Genomic DNA, 17,535 nt, shown 5'->3' with positions numbered 1-17,535 from the left:
AACTACAGATAGATTGAATATTAAGGGGCTAATTTGCCCCTTTTTTACGTCTTATAGCTCAACTCATAAGACGAACATAATAAATAGGAAAGTAAGATGTCATTAAGCTCAATAAAACTGATCGCCTTTGATTTGGATGGAACCTTGTTAGACAGCGTGCCTGATTTGGCCGTTGCTGCTGACCAAGCTTGTCAGGAGTTGGGCTTCCCTTCAGTGAGTGAAGAACAAGTTCGCGACTACGTAGGTAATGGTGCTGATGTTCTTATCGGACGTTCACTCAGCCGTAACCTGACGGTTGACCCAAGCCTAGAGCCAGAGCTACTAAAAAAAGCGCGCATCCTATTTGATGATTTCTACGAGCAGGGCGGCCACAAGCTCAGTCACCTTTACCCATCGGTTAAAGAGACGTTGGCTGAGCTGGATAAAGCGGGCTTCACCATGGCGCTGGTCACCAACAAGCCTTCGAAGTTTGTACCCGACGTTCTGGCGCAACACGGTATCGATAAGTACTTTGTTGATGTGTTGGGTGGTGATTCTTTCCCAGAGAAAAAACCGAACCCAGTCGCGCTGAACTGGTTGCTAGAAAAGCACAATGTTAAAGCGGAAGAGATGCTGATGGTTGGCGATTCAAGCAACGACATTAAAGCGGCTAAGAATGCAGGCTGTCACTCGTTTGGTTTGACTTACGGTTATAACCACGGCGAGCCGATTTCAGCATCAAACCCTGACTATGTCGCGGATAGCGTCGCGCAATTACTAGATGTCGTTCTAGTTTCAGCATAAAGCGGACAAAAGTTAGCTAACCTACTAGCAAAATACTTATCAATGAGTACACTGGATGAGCCGTACAGAAGAGCTGTGCGGCTTTTCTATATTTAAGTTAAGAAGCTAAGCGTTCAATAAACTTAGCGAATAAGCAAAGGAATTAAAACCATGAGCAAGCCCATCGTATTGAGTGGTGTTCAACCATCTGGTGAACTAAGTATCGGTAACTACTTGGGTGCTCTACGTCAATGGCAACAGATGCAAGATGATTACGATTGCCAATACTGTGTTGTAGACCTTCACGCAATTACGGTTCGCCAAGACCCGAAAGCACTGCATGAAGCGACTCTAGACGCACTAGCAATCTGTCTTGCTGTCGGTGTTGATCCAAAGAAGAGCACGCTATTTGTTCAGTCACACGTACCAGAGCATGCTCAACTTGGTTGGCTTCTTAACTGTTACACACAAATGGGTGAACTGAGCCGTATGACTCAGTTTAAAGATAAGTCTGCACGTCACTCAAACGACGTAAACGTAGGCCTATACGACTACCCAGTGTTGATGGCTGCAGACATCCTGCTTTACGGTGCTCACCAAGTGCCTGTAGGTAGCGACCAGAAACAACACTTAGAGCTAGCGCGTGATATCGCAACTCGCTTTAACAACATCTACGGTCCTGAAACGCCAATCTTCCAAGTACCAGAACCTTACATTCCAACAGTGAATGCACGTGTAATGAGCCTGCAAGATGCGACGAAGAAGATGTCTAAGTCGGACGACAACCGTAAGAACGTGATTACTTTGCTAGAAGAACCTAAGTCGATCATCAAGAAGATTAACAAAGCGCAAACCGATGCAGAAACACCACCACGCATTGCTCACGATTGGGAAAACAAAGCGGGTATCTCTAACCTAATGGGTCTGTACTCTGCAGCGACGGGTAAAACGTTCGAAGAGATCGAAGCGCAGTACCAAGGCGTTGAAATGTACGGCCCGTTCAAGAAAGACGTAGGCGCAGCATTGGTTGAGATGCTTGAGCCGATTCAAGCTGAATACCACCGTATCCGTGCTGACCGTGCTTACATGGACGCAGTAATGAAAGCCGGTGCTGAAAAAGCCTCTGAGCGTGCTGCAGTGACACTGAAAAAAGCATACGAAGCAGTAGGTTTTGTTACTCGTCCGTAACTCTTAGCTAAGATGGTAATCTGATTTTAAGAGCTCTACAATTGGTGGAGCTTTTTTTATGTCCATTGTCGAGGGAATATTTTTGGATTGTCGCTACATCGTACACATCATTTGAGTAGAGCCTAAAAATTAGATTATTCATTCACTTAACATAACTAGAAATATATAGCTGAGTAATAGTTCTAATTAATGGTTTTGATCGGAACTATTGATGCATTTGTTACAGAAAATGTTTAAATGAGCAGCTCTGGCATAATTTTCAACATCCACATGTGATTGATTTCACGGCTTTTGTTGCTCTTTCTTATTTGTTTCATAAATAAACCTGATAGTAAGCGCAAATGGTGAGCTCTGTGCTCGATTTGTATTCAAATAAATATTAGGTACGGCAATGGACACGTTAATTAAACCTTCTTTACTTGCACTGACGATTGCTAGCGCTCTCAGTGCCAATGTTAATGCTGAAATTATATTTACCCAGTATGTTGAAGGTGGTTCGTATAATAAAGCGGTAGAAATCGCGAATACTGGTGATGCAGCAGTAACCTTGACAGGTTATGAGTTGGCTAAATCTTCGAATGGCGATGGCAGTTGGGGCAATAAAATAGACCTAAGCTCAGTGACTTTACAGGCGAACCAAGTGTATGTTGTTGCCCATGCTGACTCGAGCGATGCGATTGCAGCCATTGCCGATTTTACGGATAAGAGCGTTGCTAACTTCAATGGTGATGACCCATTGGCATTGCTTAAAAATGGTGAAGTACACGACATTCTTGGTGTTATGGGAGATGTTGATTTTGGTAAAGATACAACTTTAGTTCGTAATAGTGATGCCTTAACACCCTCTGTAAGTTACCAAGCTGCACAATGGGCTGCTTTCGCGAAAGATAATATTGATGGTCTTGGAAATTTAAACACAGTTGAACCACCTGTTCCGTTTGTTTGTGAAGTCGATGGACAACAACCTACCTTCACAACCATTCAAGATATTCAGGGTGAAGAAGGAACATCTCCATTTATCGATGGTTACCCGTACATTACTGAAGAAGATTATTTTGTTACAGGTGTTGTCAGTGCAGTGACTACAGGACTAACCAAAGGTTTCTATCTGCAAGCTATTGAAAATGACAATAATGATAATACGTCTGAAGGCTTGTTTATCCACACTGATGTAGCAGATACAGACTTAATGCCAGGCGATGTTGTGTGCGTGAAAGGCAAAGTACAAGAGTATTACAGTAGTACTCAGCTTTCCTCTGATGCAAATAGCTATATTAAGACGGGAGAGTCCGATGTCTCTCTTGTTACTGAACTGAACATCAAAGAAGGGGAAACCTTACGTGATGCGCTAGAGCGTCACGAAGGAATGCAAGTTAAATTGAGCTCAGCAAGCGATTTGTTTGTTACACGTAATTTTTCTTATGACTATGATTCAAAGCGCAACAATATGATGCTGTCATATCAAGCGCCTTTACTTAAACCAACTCAACTGCATGCGGCGGAAAGTGAAGGTGCGACTGATCTAGCAAAAGAGAATGCTAGTAATCGCGTGTTCTTAGAGTCCGATGGCAAAGCGGCTAGCGGTCAAATCCCTTATTACCCTGAATTTGGCCAAGATGCAGATCAAGATGGTACTTCTGAGCAACATATTCGCCTTGGTTCTCGTGTTGAGGGTCTACATGGTGTGGTCAGTTACAGTTACAACGAATATCGTTTGATCGCCACAAATGAGGTAAATAACACAAACTTTGTGACATCAGGTGATAATTTCGACGTAGCTCGAAAAGCAGCACCATCGATTGCTGAGTCTGATCTGCGTGTCGCGAGTTTTAATGTTCTCAATTATTTTACTTCTGTTGCTGACAGTGGTCATGACAATCCAACCGGACAAAACCGGGGTGCTACAAACCTTGATGAATTCTTAATTCAACAAGCAAAAATCGTTGCAGCGATGAGCAAAATGGATGCAGACATTATTGGTTTAATGGAAATAGAGAATAACGGTTTCGGTGACGATAGTGCTTTGAATAACCTAGTTAACGCATTAAACGCTGAGATTGATGATGTCGATGACCATTACACTTATGTTGAGGTTTCTGAACAAGATAAATATCAAGATGACTACTTTGGTAGCGACGCAATTATGGTTGCTATCTTGTACCGCGCGAAGGCCGTGATGCCAAAGCAAGCGGCTAAAGTCATTGTGACTCCTGAACAACACATTGAGGCAAATACAATAACTCGTAATGAAGGTGCTGAAAGTAACCCTTCATATGACAAATATCAGCGTCATAGTTTGTTGCAAACCTTTACTGTGAAAGAGACGGGTGAAGATCTTTCGATTGTAGTTAACCACTTTAAATCGAAGGGTTCTGAATGTATTGAAGAGTGGATCGCAGGTGTTGATGATTCCGAGCCAACGGATCTTCAAGGAAATTGTAATAACTTCCGCGTTTCTGCTGCTCATGTTGTTGGTGAAGCGTTAAAATACATTAAAGGTGACATGTTAGTAATGGGAGACCTGAATGCTTACGGCATGGAAGATCCTCTGTTAACTTTAACTGATTACTCAAAAGACAAATATGATCGCGATATTTATACCGCCGCTTACACGACATTAGATGGTGGCGAACTTCAGGTTGATAAAACGCAAATCCAACAAGGTTACGGTTACCATAATTTGAATACGGTATTGCACGGATCTGATACCTTTTCATACACTTATTCTGGCGAGTTAGGTAATTTGGATCACGCATTAGCGAGCAGCAGTTTGGCTCAGAAAGTAGTTGCTATTGAAGATTGGCACATTAACTCACTAGAAAGTAACCTATTTGAATACAGCAGTAAGTACACAGGCGATATGCCAAAGTACAAAGACGCGTTTTCAGCATCGGATCATGATCCTGTCATCATTGCTATAGACTTCCCTGACACTGATCTTAGTTTACCTAGCTCAGGCGATAAATTCGCAGTTGAAGTTCGTCTACCACCAAATGCTGCCGTTAATGATATAGTGACGGTTAGCTTAACTCTAACAGGCACTATTCAAGCAGCATTATCTCATTCAGTATCTCAAGGTTATTCTGCAAGTACGACTTTGGTGCAAACCGATATTGACGCTCGAAGTGTTAATGTTGAATTTGACGAAGAAATAGACCAAGGTCAGTACCGCCTGGAAGAAAAATTAACGGACCCTACTGGTGAAATAGTTAAGTTTAGCTCCGAGCGTGAAGTGACTGTTGAGGTGCCTGATACAACTCCGACAGACCCTACAACACCGGAGGATACTGACGGTGGCTCATTTGGCTTCGGTGCTCTGATGTCACTATTTGGCTTAGCAATGTGGCGTCGTCGCAAATAGCTCAATCACAAATAGATAGGCTTGCTATACAAGTAAGCCAATTCAGATAACTTAGCGCTATCTGTAAACAATTAAGGTCAACTTAGGTTGGCCTTAATTATTGGCTAAATGCAGTTTCCACTTGCCTTTCGCCATGGGTATTGCACAATACCGCCCCTATATCTCCCAATCCTTTAGTATTTAGCAAACGATTTCGACCCATGTTACTTATCATCGATAACTACGACTCTTTTACCTATAACTTGTATCAGTATTTCTGTGAGTTAGGGGTAACTGTAAAAGTTGTTCGCAACGATGAGATTGATATTGCGGGCATCGAAGCGCTAAATCCTAGCCATCTTGTTATCTCGCCGGGTCCATGTACGCCCGATGATGCGGGAATTTCGCTACAGGTGATTGAACACTTCGTTGGTAAGCTGCCGATCTTAGGTGTGTGTCTTGGTCATCAAGCCATTGCTCAAGTCTTTGGTGGTGAAGTGGTGAGAGCCAGACAAGTGATGCATGGTAAAACTTCTCCGATACGCCATAATGGTAAGAGTGTTTTTCAAGGATTGAATAACCCGTTGACCGTGACGCGCTACCACTCACTCGTGGTGAAAAATGGCACGTTACCAGACTGCTTTGAACTGACTTCTTGGACGGAATTTGAAGATGGCAGCATGGATGAGATCATGGGTTATCAACACAAAACCTTGCCGATTGATGCGGTGCAATTTCACCCTGAATCGATTAAAACAGAGCAAGGACACCAGCTTCTTGCTAACTTCCTAGCACGCTAAGTGTTTAAATTTGCCCCTTTCTCACTCTAAATAAGCCAGTTAAACCTGTCAGCCCATTCGTTAAGCGTTTAAATTCGGGCTTTACGCACCTCTCTCCCTCTGACGCCGATCACTTTTTATAACATTTCTCTCTCGCTTCGCTAAGTTTTTAGCCTATGCAAAATTATTCGCGTTATTTCGTCTCGAACCCAATATACCGCAATGTCAGTAAGGCTTTGCTGTTGCTGATTATACGTTTAGGTAAAAAAAGCTTCATAAAACAGATTAATTGATGCATAAATAGTCATAGGTAGTGACGTTTAGCTGGTTGTAAGGGATGGCTAAAGAATAATCTACTATTGAAAAGGTTAATTAAATGTAAATATAATGCTGCAGCGGGATTATGGCGAGACAAAATATCTTTGTCTCACTTATGAACCATTACGCTTATTTGCGAAGCTTGCGGTATCGAGAAGGAATGTACGATGACAGTGGAAAATAAAGTAGAACGTAGTCTGTTTAATGAGGTGATGGTACCTTGTTATAACCCAATGGAAATGATCCCGGTAAAAGGGGAAGGCGCACGCGTTTGGGACCAACAAGGCCGAGAGTATATCGACTTTGCTGGTGGTATCGCTGTGAGCTGTTTGGGTCACTGTCACCCGGCGATGGTTAACGCCGTTACTGAGCAAGCAAACAAGATTTGGCACCTAAGTAACGTGATGACCAATGAACCTGCACTGCGTCTAGCGAAAAAGCTAACCGATGTATGTTTTGCAGAAAAAGTATTCTTTGCCAACTCTGGCGCGGAAGCGAACGAAGCAGCTCTAAAGCTAGCTCGTCGTTGGGCGGCGGATGTTCACGGTCCTGAGAAATCTGAAATTATTGCATTCAAACAAGGTTTCCACGGTCGTACTTTCTTTACCGTAACGGTCGGTGGTCAAGAAGCTTACTCTGATGGTTTCGGTCCTAAACCGGGCGATGTAACTCACCTGCCTTACAACGATATTGCAGCATTAGAAGCGCACATCTCTGATCGCACTTGTGCAATCATGATGGAACCTCTGCAAGGCGAGGGCGGTATCATCTCTCCAACCTCTGAATTCGTGAACACAGTTCGTGAACTGTGTGACAAACACAACGCACTGCTTATCTTTGATGAAGTGCAAACTGGTAATGGTCGTACGGGTAACTTTTACGCTTACCAAGGTCTAGGTGTGACACCAGATATTCTAAGCACTGCTAAATCTCTAGGTGGTGGTTTCCCGATCGGTGCAATGTTAACGACCACTGAACTCGCGACACATTTAAAAGTCGGTACTCACGGCTCTACTTACGGTGGTAACCCACTGGCGTGTGCTGTTGCAGAAGCGGTTGTTGATGTGGTTAGCCAACCTGAAACATTAGCTGGCGTGAAAGAGCGCGAAGCATTGTTCCGTGATGGTCTTGCTAAGATTAACGATAAGTACCAAATTTTCAGTGAAGTTCGTGGCAAAGGCCTACTACTAGGTGCTGCGCTTAACGAAGAGTGGCAAGGCCGTGCACGTGACGTATTAGTAGCAGCAGGCGAACAAGGCTTGATGGTACTGGTTGCGGGTGCAAACGTGGTTCGTTTCACGCCATCACTGGTTATTACTACACAAGAAATTGAAGAAGGCTTATCAAAACTAGACAAAGCAATTGCTACGCTAGTTTAGCCTGAGCGGCGTCATAGGAATGATCGCCAATAGAGCGATCCCATGACGTTCTGCTAAAGGTCCAAGCTTCTGGTTTTGGGCCTATTTTGCATCTGGAGGGAATATTGATGCTAGTTGTTCGCCCAATAAAATTATCTGATTACGATGCGCTGCATACCTGCGCGGTTGAATCTGGTCACGGATTCACATCTCTTCCGGTTAACGAAGAACTGTTAACTAACCGTATTACTCACTCTGAATACAGCTTTGCCAAACAAGACGTGACTGAACCCGGTGATGAAGGCTACCTAATGGTTGGCTTTGATACTGAAACGGGTGAAGTCGCCGGTACCACAGGAATCGAAGCTTCAATCGGCTGGGATGTTCCGTTTTACTCGTATCACATCAGCAAAGTGGTTCACTCCTCGCAGAAGCTTGGCGTTAATAACGTCGTGAAGCTTTTGACTTTCGGTAATAACTACACCGGATGCAGTGAAATTTGCACGTTATTCTTGCGCCCTGACTTCCGTGGTGGTTTGAACGGTCGTTTGATGTCGAAATGCCGATTCCTACTGATGGCTGAACACCCAGAGCGTTTCTCGAAAACGATTTTTGCTGAGATGCGTGGTGTATCGGATGCAGAAGGTAATTCTCCTTTCTGGCAATGGCTGCAAGAGCACTTCTTCTCGATTGATTTCACGCTTGCTGATTACCTAACCGGTATTGGTAAGAAAGGCTTCATTGCTGATCTTATGCCGAAGCTGCCTATCTATGTGAACCTACTGAGCAAAGAAGCTCAGGCGGTGATCGGAGAGGTTCATGACAATACGCGCCCTGCACTTAAGTTGTTGGAACGTGAAGGTTTCACTAACCGTGGCTATGTCGACATTTTTGATGCAGGCCCAACGGTTGAGTGTGATTTAAGAAACATTGAATCAGTGCGTCATGCGATTCGAGCACAGGTTCAAATTGCAGAGCATTCTAGCTCTAAAGATTTCCTAATTGGTAATACCTCGTTTGAGAACTTCCGCGCAGTAGCCGCGAAAGGCGCGTATGACCAAGCAAGCGACACAGTGATTTTATCATCTGAAGTAGCAAGCGCTCTTGAAGTAAAAGAAGGCGAATTCGTTCGCATGTTGGCTCAGTAAGAGCGGCGATTATCTGTCGAAGATTTTAAGGATAGAAGTATGACTCAGTGGATAGCAGGACAGTGGGTGGCAGGTCAAGGTGACGCCATGACATCAGTAAGCCCATACAATAATGAAGTAGTGTGGCAAGGTGATAGCGCAACACCAGCACAGGTTGAATCTGCAGTAGCAGCAGCTCGTGAAGCCTTCTTGGTTTGGAAAAAATTGAGCTTTGCAGAGCGTGAAGCGATCGTGTTGAACTTTGCTGAGAAGGTAAAAGAGAACAGCGAAGAGATTGCACAGATCATCGCAAAAGAGACGGGCAAACCGATTTGGGAAACTCGCACTGAAGCGGGTGCAATGGCGGGTAAAATCGCTATCTCTATTCGTGCTTACCACGAACGTACCGGTGAAGCTTCACGTGAAGCGGCGGGCAACCAAATTGTACTTCGTCACCGTCCATTGGGCGTAATGGCGGTATTTGGTCCTTACAACTTCCCAGGTCACCTACCTAACGGTCATATTGTTCCAGCTCTGCTATCAGGGAACACCGTAGTATTCAAACCTTCAGAGCAGACACCTTGGACGGGTGAGTTTGCAATGAAGCTATGGCAAGAAGCGGGTCTTCCTGCTGGCGTAATCAACCTAGTACAGGGTGCTAAAGAGACAGGTATCGCACTAGCCGATGCTAAAGGTCTTGATGGCGTACTATTCACAGGTAGTGCCAATACCGGTCATATCCTACACCGTCAATTCGCGGGCCAACCGGGCAAGATGCTGGCACTAGAGATGGGCGGCAACAACCCTATGGTGATCAGCGACCAATACGGTGATGCAGACGCAACGGTATACACTATCATCCAATCGGCTTTCATCAGTGCGGGTCAACGTTGTACATGTGCACGTCGCTTATATGTTCCTGTTGGAGAGAAGGGCGATCAACTACTGGATAAGCTCGTTGCTGCGACCTTGAAGATTCGTGTCGATCAGCCATTCGCTGAGCCAGCACCCTTCATGGGGCCACAGATCTCTGAAGCTGCGGCTAAGTTCATTCTGGACGCGCAAGCGAATCTGCAATCGTTAGGCGGTGTAAGTCTAGTCGAAGCAAAAGCGGGTGAAGCGGCGTTTGTTTCTCCGGGCATTATCGATGCAACCAATATTGCAGAACTGCCAGATGAAGAGTACTTCGGTCCATTACTGCAAGTGGTTCGTTACCAATCGCTAGAGCAAGCGGTCGAGTTAGCTAACGACACTCGTTTTGGTTTATCTGCTGGCTTAGTATCAACAGATGATTCTGAATGGGAATACTTCGTGGACCATATCCGTGCGGGTATTGTTAACCGTAACCGTCAGCTAACAGGCGCAAGTGGTGATGCACCGTTTGGTGGCCCGGGTGCTTCGGGCAACCTACGCCCAAGTGCTTACTACGCAGCGGACTACTGTGCTTATCCTATGGCTTCAATGGAAGGTGGCGAAACTCAACTTCCGGCAACGTTTAGCCCGGGTATTGAGCTTTAATTTAGGCTAATGAGTCCTAGGCTCATGCGTTAAGTTTGAAATAGGGAAGTGGTGTTATCGCTTCCCTTTTCCATCACGTCCGACATCTAGATTGGGCGGTAGATAATAATAGAAAAAGTATGTCACAGGCTGATGGCTGCTGACTCTGTGTCTCAGCCTCTCCCTCTCTAATCCAAATTACTAGCTTGCTAGAACCTCTGACAAGGAGTCACCATGACGCCCGATCTACTCTTTAAATCACTTTGGGACGATTACATTCACAGGCTTTGTCCATCGGCTGAGAAAGTGCATCACTTGCTGAAAGAAGACGAAGCGCTGATTAATGATCACATTGCACTGCGTACTTTCAATGTTGCTCCTTTGGGTATTGAAACATTAGCGAAGCCTTTCCTTGAATTAGGCTATCAGGCGTGTGGCGACTACTTGTTTGAGAGTAAGAAGTTAGTGGCTAAACATTACGAGCACCCAGATCCAAAACAACCAAAAGTGTTCATTAGTGAGTTGAAGGTAGAAGAGTGTTCAAGTGACTTGCAACAGATCGTTGCTAAGTTGGTTGAGCAAGTGGACGCAAGTAAGCTTCAAGGCCATGAGTTCTTGTTTGGCGGTCGTCTTTGGGATTTGAGCTTCGCTGACTTCCAAGTGCTCGCAAAAGAGAGCGAATACGCGTCTTGGCTCGCGGCTCATGGATATGGTGCAAACCACTTTACGGTGAGTGTGAACCAGCTAAATGAATTTGATGAAGTGCAGGCGGTGAATGACTACCTGAGCGAGTCAGGCTTCACGATCAATGCATCTGGCGGTCAGGTTAAAGGCTCTCCAGAGGTCTTATTAGAGCAATCATCAACAATGGCAGACAAAGTCCCAGTTTCATTTGTTGAAGGCAATGAGATGATTCCTGGGGGCTTCTATGAGTTCGCTAAGCGTTATGCGATGGTCAACGGTGAGCTTTACACAGGTTTTGTTGCAGCATCAGCTGACAAAATCTTTGAGAGCACCAACGGTTAAAGAAAGATACGAGCACGGATTTTGTCCTATAGATGCGAGTACGCTTCGCTTCGAGACAGTTTGTGCTTGGAAGCTGTAGGTGTTCTATTCGCATCTCGTATCTGCTCTATAGATCTTAAGAAAACAAAAAAGCCACCAAACTCGCATTTGGTGGCTTTCAAATTTTTGGCTCAGTTAATCGAGATTAACGAGTGCCGTATACCACGATAGTTTTACCGTGTGCAGAAATTAGGTTCTGCTCTTCTAGCATCTTCAAGATACGACCAACTGTCTCACGAGAACAACCAACGATCTGGCCAATCTCTTGACGAGTGATCTTGATTTGCATGCCGTCAGGGTGAGTCATTGCATCTGGCTGTTTCGCTAGGTTTAGTAGCGTTTGAGCGATACGACCTGTTACGTCAAGGAACGCTAAGTCACCAACCTTTTGGCTAGTTACTTGTAGACGGTTTGCCATTTGCGCTGAAAGACGCATTAGGATATCTGGGTTCACTTGGATAAGTTGACGGAATTTCTTGAAAGAAATTTCAGCTACTTCACAAGGAGATTTAGCACGAACCCAAGCAGTACGCTCTTGGTCTTCTTCGAACAAGCCAAGCTCACCGATGAAGTCGCCTTGGTTTAGGTAAGAAAGAATCATTTCCTTACCTTCTTCGTCTTTGATAAGAACTGCCACAGAACCTTTAACGATGTAGTACAAGGTTTCTGCCTTTTCACCAGCATGAATCAAAGTACTTTTTGAAGGGTACTTATGAATATGACAGTGTGAAAGGAACCACTCTAATGTTGGATCGGTTTGAGGTTTACCTAGAACCATAATATCTCACTTCCTCTGCAGGGTATGCTTGCCGCTTTCCGTATTTTAGCTAAGCCTGGATTGACTTGTAGGATAAGAGCACTCGTTGAGCGCTGCAAGCTATCTTGTGTTTCGTTTAAGAATAGTATCCTTTTTCAGGTACTATTTCTTGATTTTAATCGTGACCAAGCTACGATTTTTTACGCAAAATTGTGCACATGATCACGGTATGAAAAGTAATCAACCAGAATGTCGTTTTGTTAACCTATTTTTCCGGTTTCGATAAGTTGTTGCAGGATTGGCCTCACAATGAGCTCCATAGCAAAACTCATCTTGCCGCCTGGCACCACTAGCGTGTTATGGCGAGACATAAAAGAGCCATCAATCATAGCCAGAAGGTAGGGGAAATCGACGTTTTTGATGCCACGCAAACGTATAACTACGAAGCTTTCGTCTAAACTTGGAATTCCTTTGGCGTTAAGTGGGTTCGATGTATCTACGGTTGGAACACGCTGAAAGTTTATGTGAGTGCGCGAAAATTGCGGGGTAATGTAGTTGAGGTAATCATCCATTGAACGAACAATGGAGTCCATTACCGCTTCGCGTGAGTGACCACGATCGCGAGTGTCACGAACGAATTTTTGAATCCACTCTAAGTTGACGATGGGCACCATGCCGATCAGCAAATCGACGTGTTGAGAAACGTTAATGTCGCCATCAACCACACCGCCGTGCAAGCCTTCGTAAAACATCACATCGGAATTTTCCGGGATCTCTTGCCATGGCGTGAAGGTGCCCGGCATTTGATTGTAAGGCACGGCTTCATCAAAGGTGTGCAGGTAGCTTCTTACTTTACCTGTACCTTCGTTACCGTATTTACGGAAGAACTCTTCTAGCGCACCAAAGTCGTTGGCTTGAGGACCAAAGTAGCTGATGTGCTTACCTTGCTCGCGCGCTTTACGGATCTCGACATCCATCTCTGGACGTGTGAAGCGATGGAAACTATCCCCTTCAACCCAAGCTGCCTTCACGTCCATCATATTGAACATTTTACGGAAGGCTTCTGAGGTAGTGGTGGTGCCGGCTCCAGATGAACCCGTCACCGCAATAATTGGATGTTTAGCGGACATGACAACCCTTGTCTTTTGAGTAACTTACTTGTTAGCAATCGTTTACCACTATAACACGGCTCCTTTATGAGCGCAGCTTAGAAGCGTTTTGTGACTTGAATATCAACGGTTTCATGGAGTTCAGAAAACACGATGCTGACTTCTCCTGAAGCTAATTGATGTTTCACTTGGTCAATCTTGTTTTGCAGTGAAACCTCTACGTCGCCGTAGTCTGTGCCTTCACGCAGCACGAATTCTTTGATGAGGTTTTCCAGTGTCTCTGGTGCAATGTCTTGCCATGGGATGATCATAAATACTTCTCTCTTTTATGTTCATAAATAGGTTTATTGATGTAGAAATGCGTGTGCTTAGTAATGTTTTGCTTCTATTTACTAAGGCTCGGTCATTATGCCGAATCTTGGATACTTTCATAGTAGGCAGGCAAGGCTTCTTCTAACCAAAATCTTGGCTTGAGTGTGCTGCCAGTAATAAACCCAACATGGCCGCCTTTTTGAAACAGTCGATAATCGATGTTATCGGGCAGAACGAATTTTGGGATCACATCATCGGTCATGAAAGGGTCGTCTTTGGCATGAATGATCTGCGTCGGCAGTTTAATCTTATTGAGCTTAGGCAGCGCAGAACATTGCGCATAATAGTCTTGGGCATTTTTGAAGCCGTGCAGAGGCGCAGTGATTCGTTCATCAAACTCATACAGTTTGGTTATGTTCTTGATGGCTTCAGCTGTGATGCCAAGTTTTTCCTGTAGCAAGTTAACTTTTTTTAGCGCATTCGATTTTAGAGAGTTGAGCAGGTACTTCTTATAAAGCTTGGAGAAACCGCGCTCAATGCGACTAGAGCAACACGCTAAGTCAAATGGAGCAGATACGATTGTCGCCGCCGACAGCAATGGGTCGTCTGCGTACTCAGCTAAATAGTTCGCCAGCATGTTTCCACCTAAAGATATGCCAACCGCAACCTTAGGGTTATTCGGAAACTGCGCGTGTAGGTGTCTTAGGAAAAAGCGCGCATCTTCGACCTCACCTGAATGGTAAGCGCGAGCCAGGCGATTGGGTTTTCCGCTGCAGCCTCTGAAGTGCATCATTACCGATAACCAACCATCTTTAGCAAATGCATTCATCAGTCCGTTGGCGTAAGGGCTCTCAAAGCTACCTTCTAAACCATGGAATAGAACGAATATCGGCTTGTTACTTCGATCATCATTGCTTGGGTTGTCACCGTCGGGTGATTCGCTCCAAGCAAGATCAAGAAAGTCACCATCGGGAGTTTCTAAGGTTTGCCAGTGAGGATGAAACAGCGCCTGTTTTCTAATAAACCGTGGCACTAAGGTTTGTAAGTGCGGATTAGAGAGACCAGCGGCTGCGGTAAATATTGTCATAAAAACGATCCATGCTTCTTTGATGGGCTTTGATAACGTGTTGAGCTTGCAGTGAAACGCCCACGTTTTTATTTGAGCTTGGTTGATTCTCGGCATAAGCGCAAGGCTTTCACTTGTACGAGATACAAAAACAGGCTATGGGTAACCAGTTGAATAATATCAATGTTAGGTGCCTTAAAAACTTCATTGTGCATATTAGTCAGTGCATGCACATGAAGAGAGACAGGGCGCAGTTAAGCTTGGATCTTGATTGAGTAAAAAGGAAAGAGAATGAGCTAGGGCTGAGGTGCTGGTTCAGAAAAAGCGTCGTAGAGGTTTTCTGCTCCTAATAAACGACAGTACTGAAACGCGAGCGGTGATTGCTGGTTAGCGTAAAGTTGTAGGGAGTTTATACAGTCGACGAGATCGGACTGTTGTTGCTTTTCAAGCTGTAACTCAAACTGTAAGGCTTCACGGTATAGTGAGTCGACAACGTGTGCTTTGAGATGTTTACGTAGCTCTCGATAACTATGAAGCAGGGTTTCAGAGCGGCTTAAGCACTGGTGTACTTTGTGCCACTCCTCTTCAGCAAAAGACAATTGCTGCTCATCAAGCCATTTGAGAAGCAGCAGTAGATTGACGTTGCCGTGGAATTGGTTTTGCAAAGCTAGGCACGCATCCTTTACACCGCGCACACTGTAATATTGAAGGCTAAATTGCCATAGTCGTTCCAGTGTTAGTGATATTGGGGCGTGCTCTGGGCTCATAAGCTATCCATATCCTGTTCCATCTGCTCAAGCTCTTCTTGAGTGGACATCCAATCCATTTCAACTTCTTCTAGCTGTGACTTACTGCTCGCTTGGAGAGCGAGTACTTTATTCAGTTTAGCCTTATTTTCAGCTTCATACAGTGAAGTGTCGGATAATTCTTGCTCGGCTTCTTCAAGAGCCTGCGTTAATTTATCCATCTGCTTTTCAAATTGAGTCAGCTTTTTACGCAGTGGTGCCGTCAGTTTACGGAACTCGGCTTCTTTACGTTTCTGCTCTTTTTTCGCTGCTGCACTGTTGGCACCGTCTTTTGCTGGTGCCAATGCTTGTGCCTCTTTGCGCTCAATTTTCTGCTGTTCGGTTAGCCACTTGTAGTAATCGCTTAAGTCACCATCAAACGGTGCTACTTGGCGGTCGTGAACAAGGTATAAATCATCGGTAGTTGCACGCAGTAGGTAACGGTCGTGCGATACGATAACCATTGCGCCTTCAAACGTCTGCAGGGCAAAAGTCAGCGCTTGACGCATGTCGAGATCTAAGTGGTTGGTTGGTTCATCGAGTAGCAACAGGTTTGGTTTTTGCCATACCAGTAGCGCTAATACTAAACGCGCTTTTTCACCACCAGAGAAGGGGGCTACTTTATCGAGCGCTTTTTCGCCTTGGAAACCGAAGCTACCTAGGTAATCACGCAGTTGTTGCTCGGTATGTTTAGGGGCAATCTGCATCATGTGTTGTAGCGGTGTTTCTTCAGGGTGCAGTGTTTCTAATTGGTGCTGCGCAAAGTAACCAATCTTAACGCCTTGCGAATAGCTCAGCTCACCACCTTGCTGTTTCAGTTCGCCAGAAAGCAGCTTAATCAACGTTGATTTACCAGCACCATTTCGACCAAGCAGACCAATACGACTGCCTGGTACTAGGTTCAGGCGAATCTTCTCTAGAATCAGATTGTCATCATAGCCCGCTGATACTTCGTCCATCATCATGATTGGGTTTGGTAGTGCGTCTGGTTCTCTAAACTCAAAGCTGAATGGGTTATCAAACTGAGCAGGTAACACTTGTTCCATTTTCTCTAGCGCTTTTATACGGCTCTGCGCTTGGCGAGCTTTTGAAGCTTTATAACGGAATCGGTCAATGTAGCTCTGCATGTGAGACATCTGTTTCTGCTGCTTTTGATACATCGCTTGTTGCAGAATCAGTTTTTGCGCTCGTTGTGTTTCGAACGATGAGTAGTTACCCGTGTACTCATTGAGCTGTTGATTTTCAACATGCACGATACGATTGACGATAGGGTCTAAGAAGTCTCTATCGTGCGAGATAAGTACTAGCGTGCCAGGGTAGGTTTGTAACCAACGCTCTAGCCACATTACAGCGTCTAAATCCAAGTGGTTGGTCGGTTCATCGAGTAGCAGCAGGTCACTACGACATAGTAGGGCTTGCGCTAGATTCAAACGCATGCGCCAACCACCTGAGAATTGAGTCAGGTTCCATGTCATTTGTTCTTGGCTAAAGCCTAGGCCGTCCAGTAACTCGGCAGCGCGCGCCTTGATGCTGTAACCACCAATGGTTTCAATCTTGCCGTGGATTTCTGCTACCAATGTGCCGTTGTCGGCTTGTTCAGCTTTCTCTAGTTGGTCTTCAAGGCCGCGGTATTCACGGTCGCCATCAATCACGTATTCAATTGCTGTTCTTTCTAACGCTGGGGTTTCTTGAGCAACCCAAGCCATCTCCCAATGAGCGGGTTTGCTGAATGAACCTGCATCAATAGACAGTTCGTCCTTAATTAAGGCGAATAGCGTAGATTTACCACAGCCGTTTTTACCAACCAAACCGATCTTGTCGCCAGGGTGAAAAGTCGCAGATGCTTGGTCGAGGAGTGGCTTACCGCCGCGTAGCAATTGAATATCAGAGAAAGTAATCATAATTGAAATAGCATAGAAATTTGAGGTGAACAGACGCCTGCATAGTAGGCTGAAACCAGATAAAAGTCGATCACAATGCAATTTGCGTTATGATGCCAATAACATATTAATAACTTTTGCTTAAATTCTTGTGGCCTTGCCACCGTTTAGCCCTCAAAGGAATGTTTCAAA

14 protein-coding genes are annotated in these 17,535 nt (G+C 44.9%); 8 read left to right on the top strand and 6 right to left on the bottom strand.

Translation table 11 applies throughout. From position 1 onward, the window contains the following. Window positions 1-96: 96 nt before the first annotated feature. From AC3CH3_RS14060 to AC3CH3_RS14025, 8 genes are all read left to right on the top strand, one after another. Window positions 97-783, top strand: a complete 687-nt coding sequence (locus AC3CH3_RS14060; RefSeq protein ID WP_019825362.1) for a phosphoglycolate phosphatase — start codon at window positions 97-99, stop codon at window positions 781-783. A gap of 150 nt (window positions 784-933) precedes the next feature. Next, entirely contained in the window at window positions 934-1,950 is a 1,017-nt protein-coding gene (gene trpS / locus AC3CH3_RS14055; protein ID WP_016796005.1) for a tryptophan--tRNA ligase, read from the top strand. 391 nt (window positions 1,951-2,341) lie between these two features. Continuing rightward, window positions 2,342-5,311, top strand: a complete 2,970-nt coding sequence (locus AC3CH3_RS14050) for an ExeM/NucH family extracellular endonuclease (RefSeq protein WP_488537357.1) — start codon at window positions 2,342-2,344, stop codon at window positions 5,309-5,311. Window positions 5,312-5,511: 200 nt separating this feature from the next. After that, window positions 5,512-6,090, top strand: coding sequence for an aminodeoxychorismate/anthranilate synthase component II (locus AC3CH3_RS14045; RefSeq protein WP_009848915.1), 579 nt, complete (start codon window positions 5,512-5,514; stop codon window positions 6,088-6,090). A gap of 464 nt (window positions 6,091-6,554) precedes the next feature. Further along, window positions 6,555-7,766: an aspartate aminotransferase family protein gene (locus tag AC3CH3_RS14040; RefSeq protein ID WP_048662993.1), complete on the top strand. Its 1,212-nt coding sequence runs from the start codon at window positions 6,555-6,557 to the stop codon at window positions 7,764-7,766. Window positions 7,767-7,873: 107 nt separating this feature from the next. Continuing rightward, window positions 7,874-8,893, top strand: coding sequence for an arginine N-succinyltransferase (astA, locus tag AC3CH3_RS14035; protein ID WP_029405654.1), 1,020 nt, complete (start codon window positions 7,874-7,876; stop codon window positions 8,891-8,893). 39 nt (window positions 8,894-8,932) lie between these two features. After that, window positions 8,933-10,390 (top strand): succinylglutamate-semialdehyde dehydrogenase, encoded by a 1,458-nt coding sequence (gene astD, locus AC3CH3_RS14030; RefSeq protein ID WP_488537356.1) that lies wholly within the window; start codon window positions 8,933-8,935, stop codon window positions 10,388-10,390. 213 nt (window positions 10,391-10,603) lie between these two features. Beyond that, window positions 10,604-11,395: a 2-oxoadipate dioxygenase/decarboxylase family protein gene (locus tag AC3CH3_RS14025; RefSeq protein ID WP_488537355.1), complete on the top strand. Its 792-nt coding sequence runs from the start codon at window positions 10,604-10,606 to the stop codon at window positions 11,393-11,395. A 184-nt stretch (window positions 11,396-11,579) separates the two neighbouring features. Here AC3CH3_RS14025 and crp read toward each other — a convergent pair whose 3' ends face one another. The 6 genes from crp to AC3CH3_RS13995 all read right to left on the bottom strand — a co-directional run bounded on the left by crp (window position 11,580) and on the right by AC3CH3_RS13995 (window position 17,364). Further along, the gene (gene crp / locus AC3CH3_RS14020) at window positions 11,580-12,212 is read right to left on the bottom strand and encodes a cAMP-activated global transcriptional regulator CRP (RefSeq protein ID WP_004729651.1); all 633 of its coding nucleotides are present in this window, start codon (window positions 12,210-12,212) and stop codon (window positions 11,580-11,582) included. Between the two features lie 239 nt (window positions 12,213-12,451). Beyond that, window positions 12,452-13,321, bottom strand: coding sequence for a phosphoribulokinase (locus AC3CH3_RS14015; protein ID WP_010435210.1), 870 nt, complete (start codon window positions 13,319-13,321; stop codon window positions 12,452-12,454). Window positions 13,322-13,398: 77 nt separating this feature from the next. Next, window positions 13,399-13,611 (bottom strand): YheU family protein, encoded by a 213-nt coding sequence (locus AC3CH3_RS14010; RefSeq protein ID WP_010435208.1) that lies wholly within the window; start codon window positions 13,609-13,611, stop codon window positions 13,399-13,401. Window positions 13,612-13,706: 95 nt separating this feature from the next. Next, the gene (locus tag AC3CH3_RS14005; RefSeq protein WP_048663030.1) at window positions 13,707-14,699 is read right to left on the bottom strand and encodes a hydrolase; all 993 of its coding nucleotides are present in this window, start codon (window positions 14,697-14,699) and stop codon (window positions 13,707-13,709) included. A gap of 275 nt (window positions 14,700-14,974) precedes the next feature. After that, entirely contained in the window at window positions 14,975-15,445 is a 471-nt protein-coding gene (locus AC3CH3_RS14000) for a TIGR02444 family protein (RefSeq protein WP_488537354.1), read from the bottom strand. Then, window positions 15,442-17,364: an ABC transporter ATP-binding protein gene (locus AC3CH3_RS13995; protein WP_488537353.1), complete on the bottom strand. Its 1,923-nt coding sequence runs from the start codon at window positions 17,362-17,364 to the stop codon at window positions 15,442-15,444. Before AC3CH3_RS13995 ends, AC3CH3_RS14000 begins: the two co-directional genes overlap by 4 nt. Window positions 17,365-17,535: the final 171 nt, after the last annotated feature.

It is taken from the genome of Vibrio sp. QJM3NY_35 (genome assembly GCF_057785915.1).
The sequence above is the reverse complement of the archived record's forward strand: the minus strand, read 5'-3'. Positions and strand labels throughout refer to the sequence as shown.

Coding starts and splice junctions, on each gene's coding strand:
- AC3CH3_RS14045 (WP_009848915.1), top strand. CDS start 5,512: ATGTTACTTATCATCGATAACTACGACTCTTTTACCTATAACTTGTAT.
- AC3CH3_RS14040 (WP_048662993.1), top strand. CDS start 6,555: ATGACAGTGGAAAATAAAGTAGAACGTAGTCTGTTTAATGAGGTGATG.
- AC3CH3_RS14005 (WP_048663030.1), bottom strand. CDS start 14,699: ATGACAATATTTACCGCAGCCGCTGGTCTCTCTAATCCGCACTTACAA.
- AC3CH3_RS14025 (WP_488537355.1), top strand. CDS start 10,604: ATGACGCCCGATCTACTCTTTAAATCACTTTGGGACGATTACATTCAC.
- crp (WP_004729651.1), bottom strand. CDS start 12,212: ATGGTTCTAGGTAAACCTCAAACCGATCCAACATTAGAGTGGTTCCTT.
- AC3CH3_RS14060 (WP_019825362.1), top strand. CDS start 97: ATGTCATTAAGCTCAATAAAACTGATCGCCTTTGATTTGGATGGAACC.
- astD (WP_488537356.1), top strand. CDS start 8,933: ATGACTCAGTGGATAGCAGGACAGTGGGTGGCAGGTCAAGGTGACGCC.
- astA (WP_029405654.1), top strand. CDS start 7,874: ATGCTAGTTGTTCGCCCAATAAAATTATCTGATTACGATGCGCTGCAT.
- AC3CH3_RS14015 (WP_010435210.1), bottom strand. CDS start 13,321: ATGTCCGCTAAACATCCAATTATTGCGGTGACGGGTTCATCTGGAGCC.
- AC3CH3_RS14010 (WP_010435208.1), bottom strand. CDS start 13,611: ATGATCATCCCATGGCAAGACATTGCACCAGAGACACTGGAAAACCTC.
- AC3CH3_RS14000 (WP_488537354.1), bottom strand. CDS start 15,445: ATGAGCCCAGAGCACGCCCCAATATCACTAACACTGGAACGACTATGG.
- trpS (WP_016796005.1), top strand. CDS start 934: ATGAGCAAGCCCATCGTATTGAGTGGTGTTCAACCATCTGGTGAACTA.
- AC3CH3_RS14050 (WP_488537357.1), top strand. CDS start 2,342: ATGGACACGTTAATTAAACCTTCTTTACTTGCACTGACGATTGCTAGC.
- AC3CH3_RS13995 (WP_488537353.1), bottom strand. CDS start 17,364: ATGATTACTTTCTCTGATATTCAATTGCTACGCGGCGGTAAGCCACTC.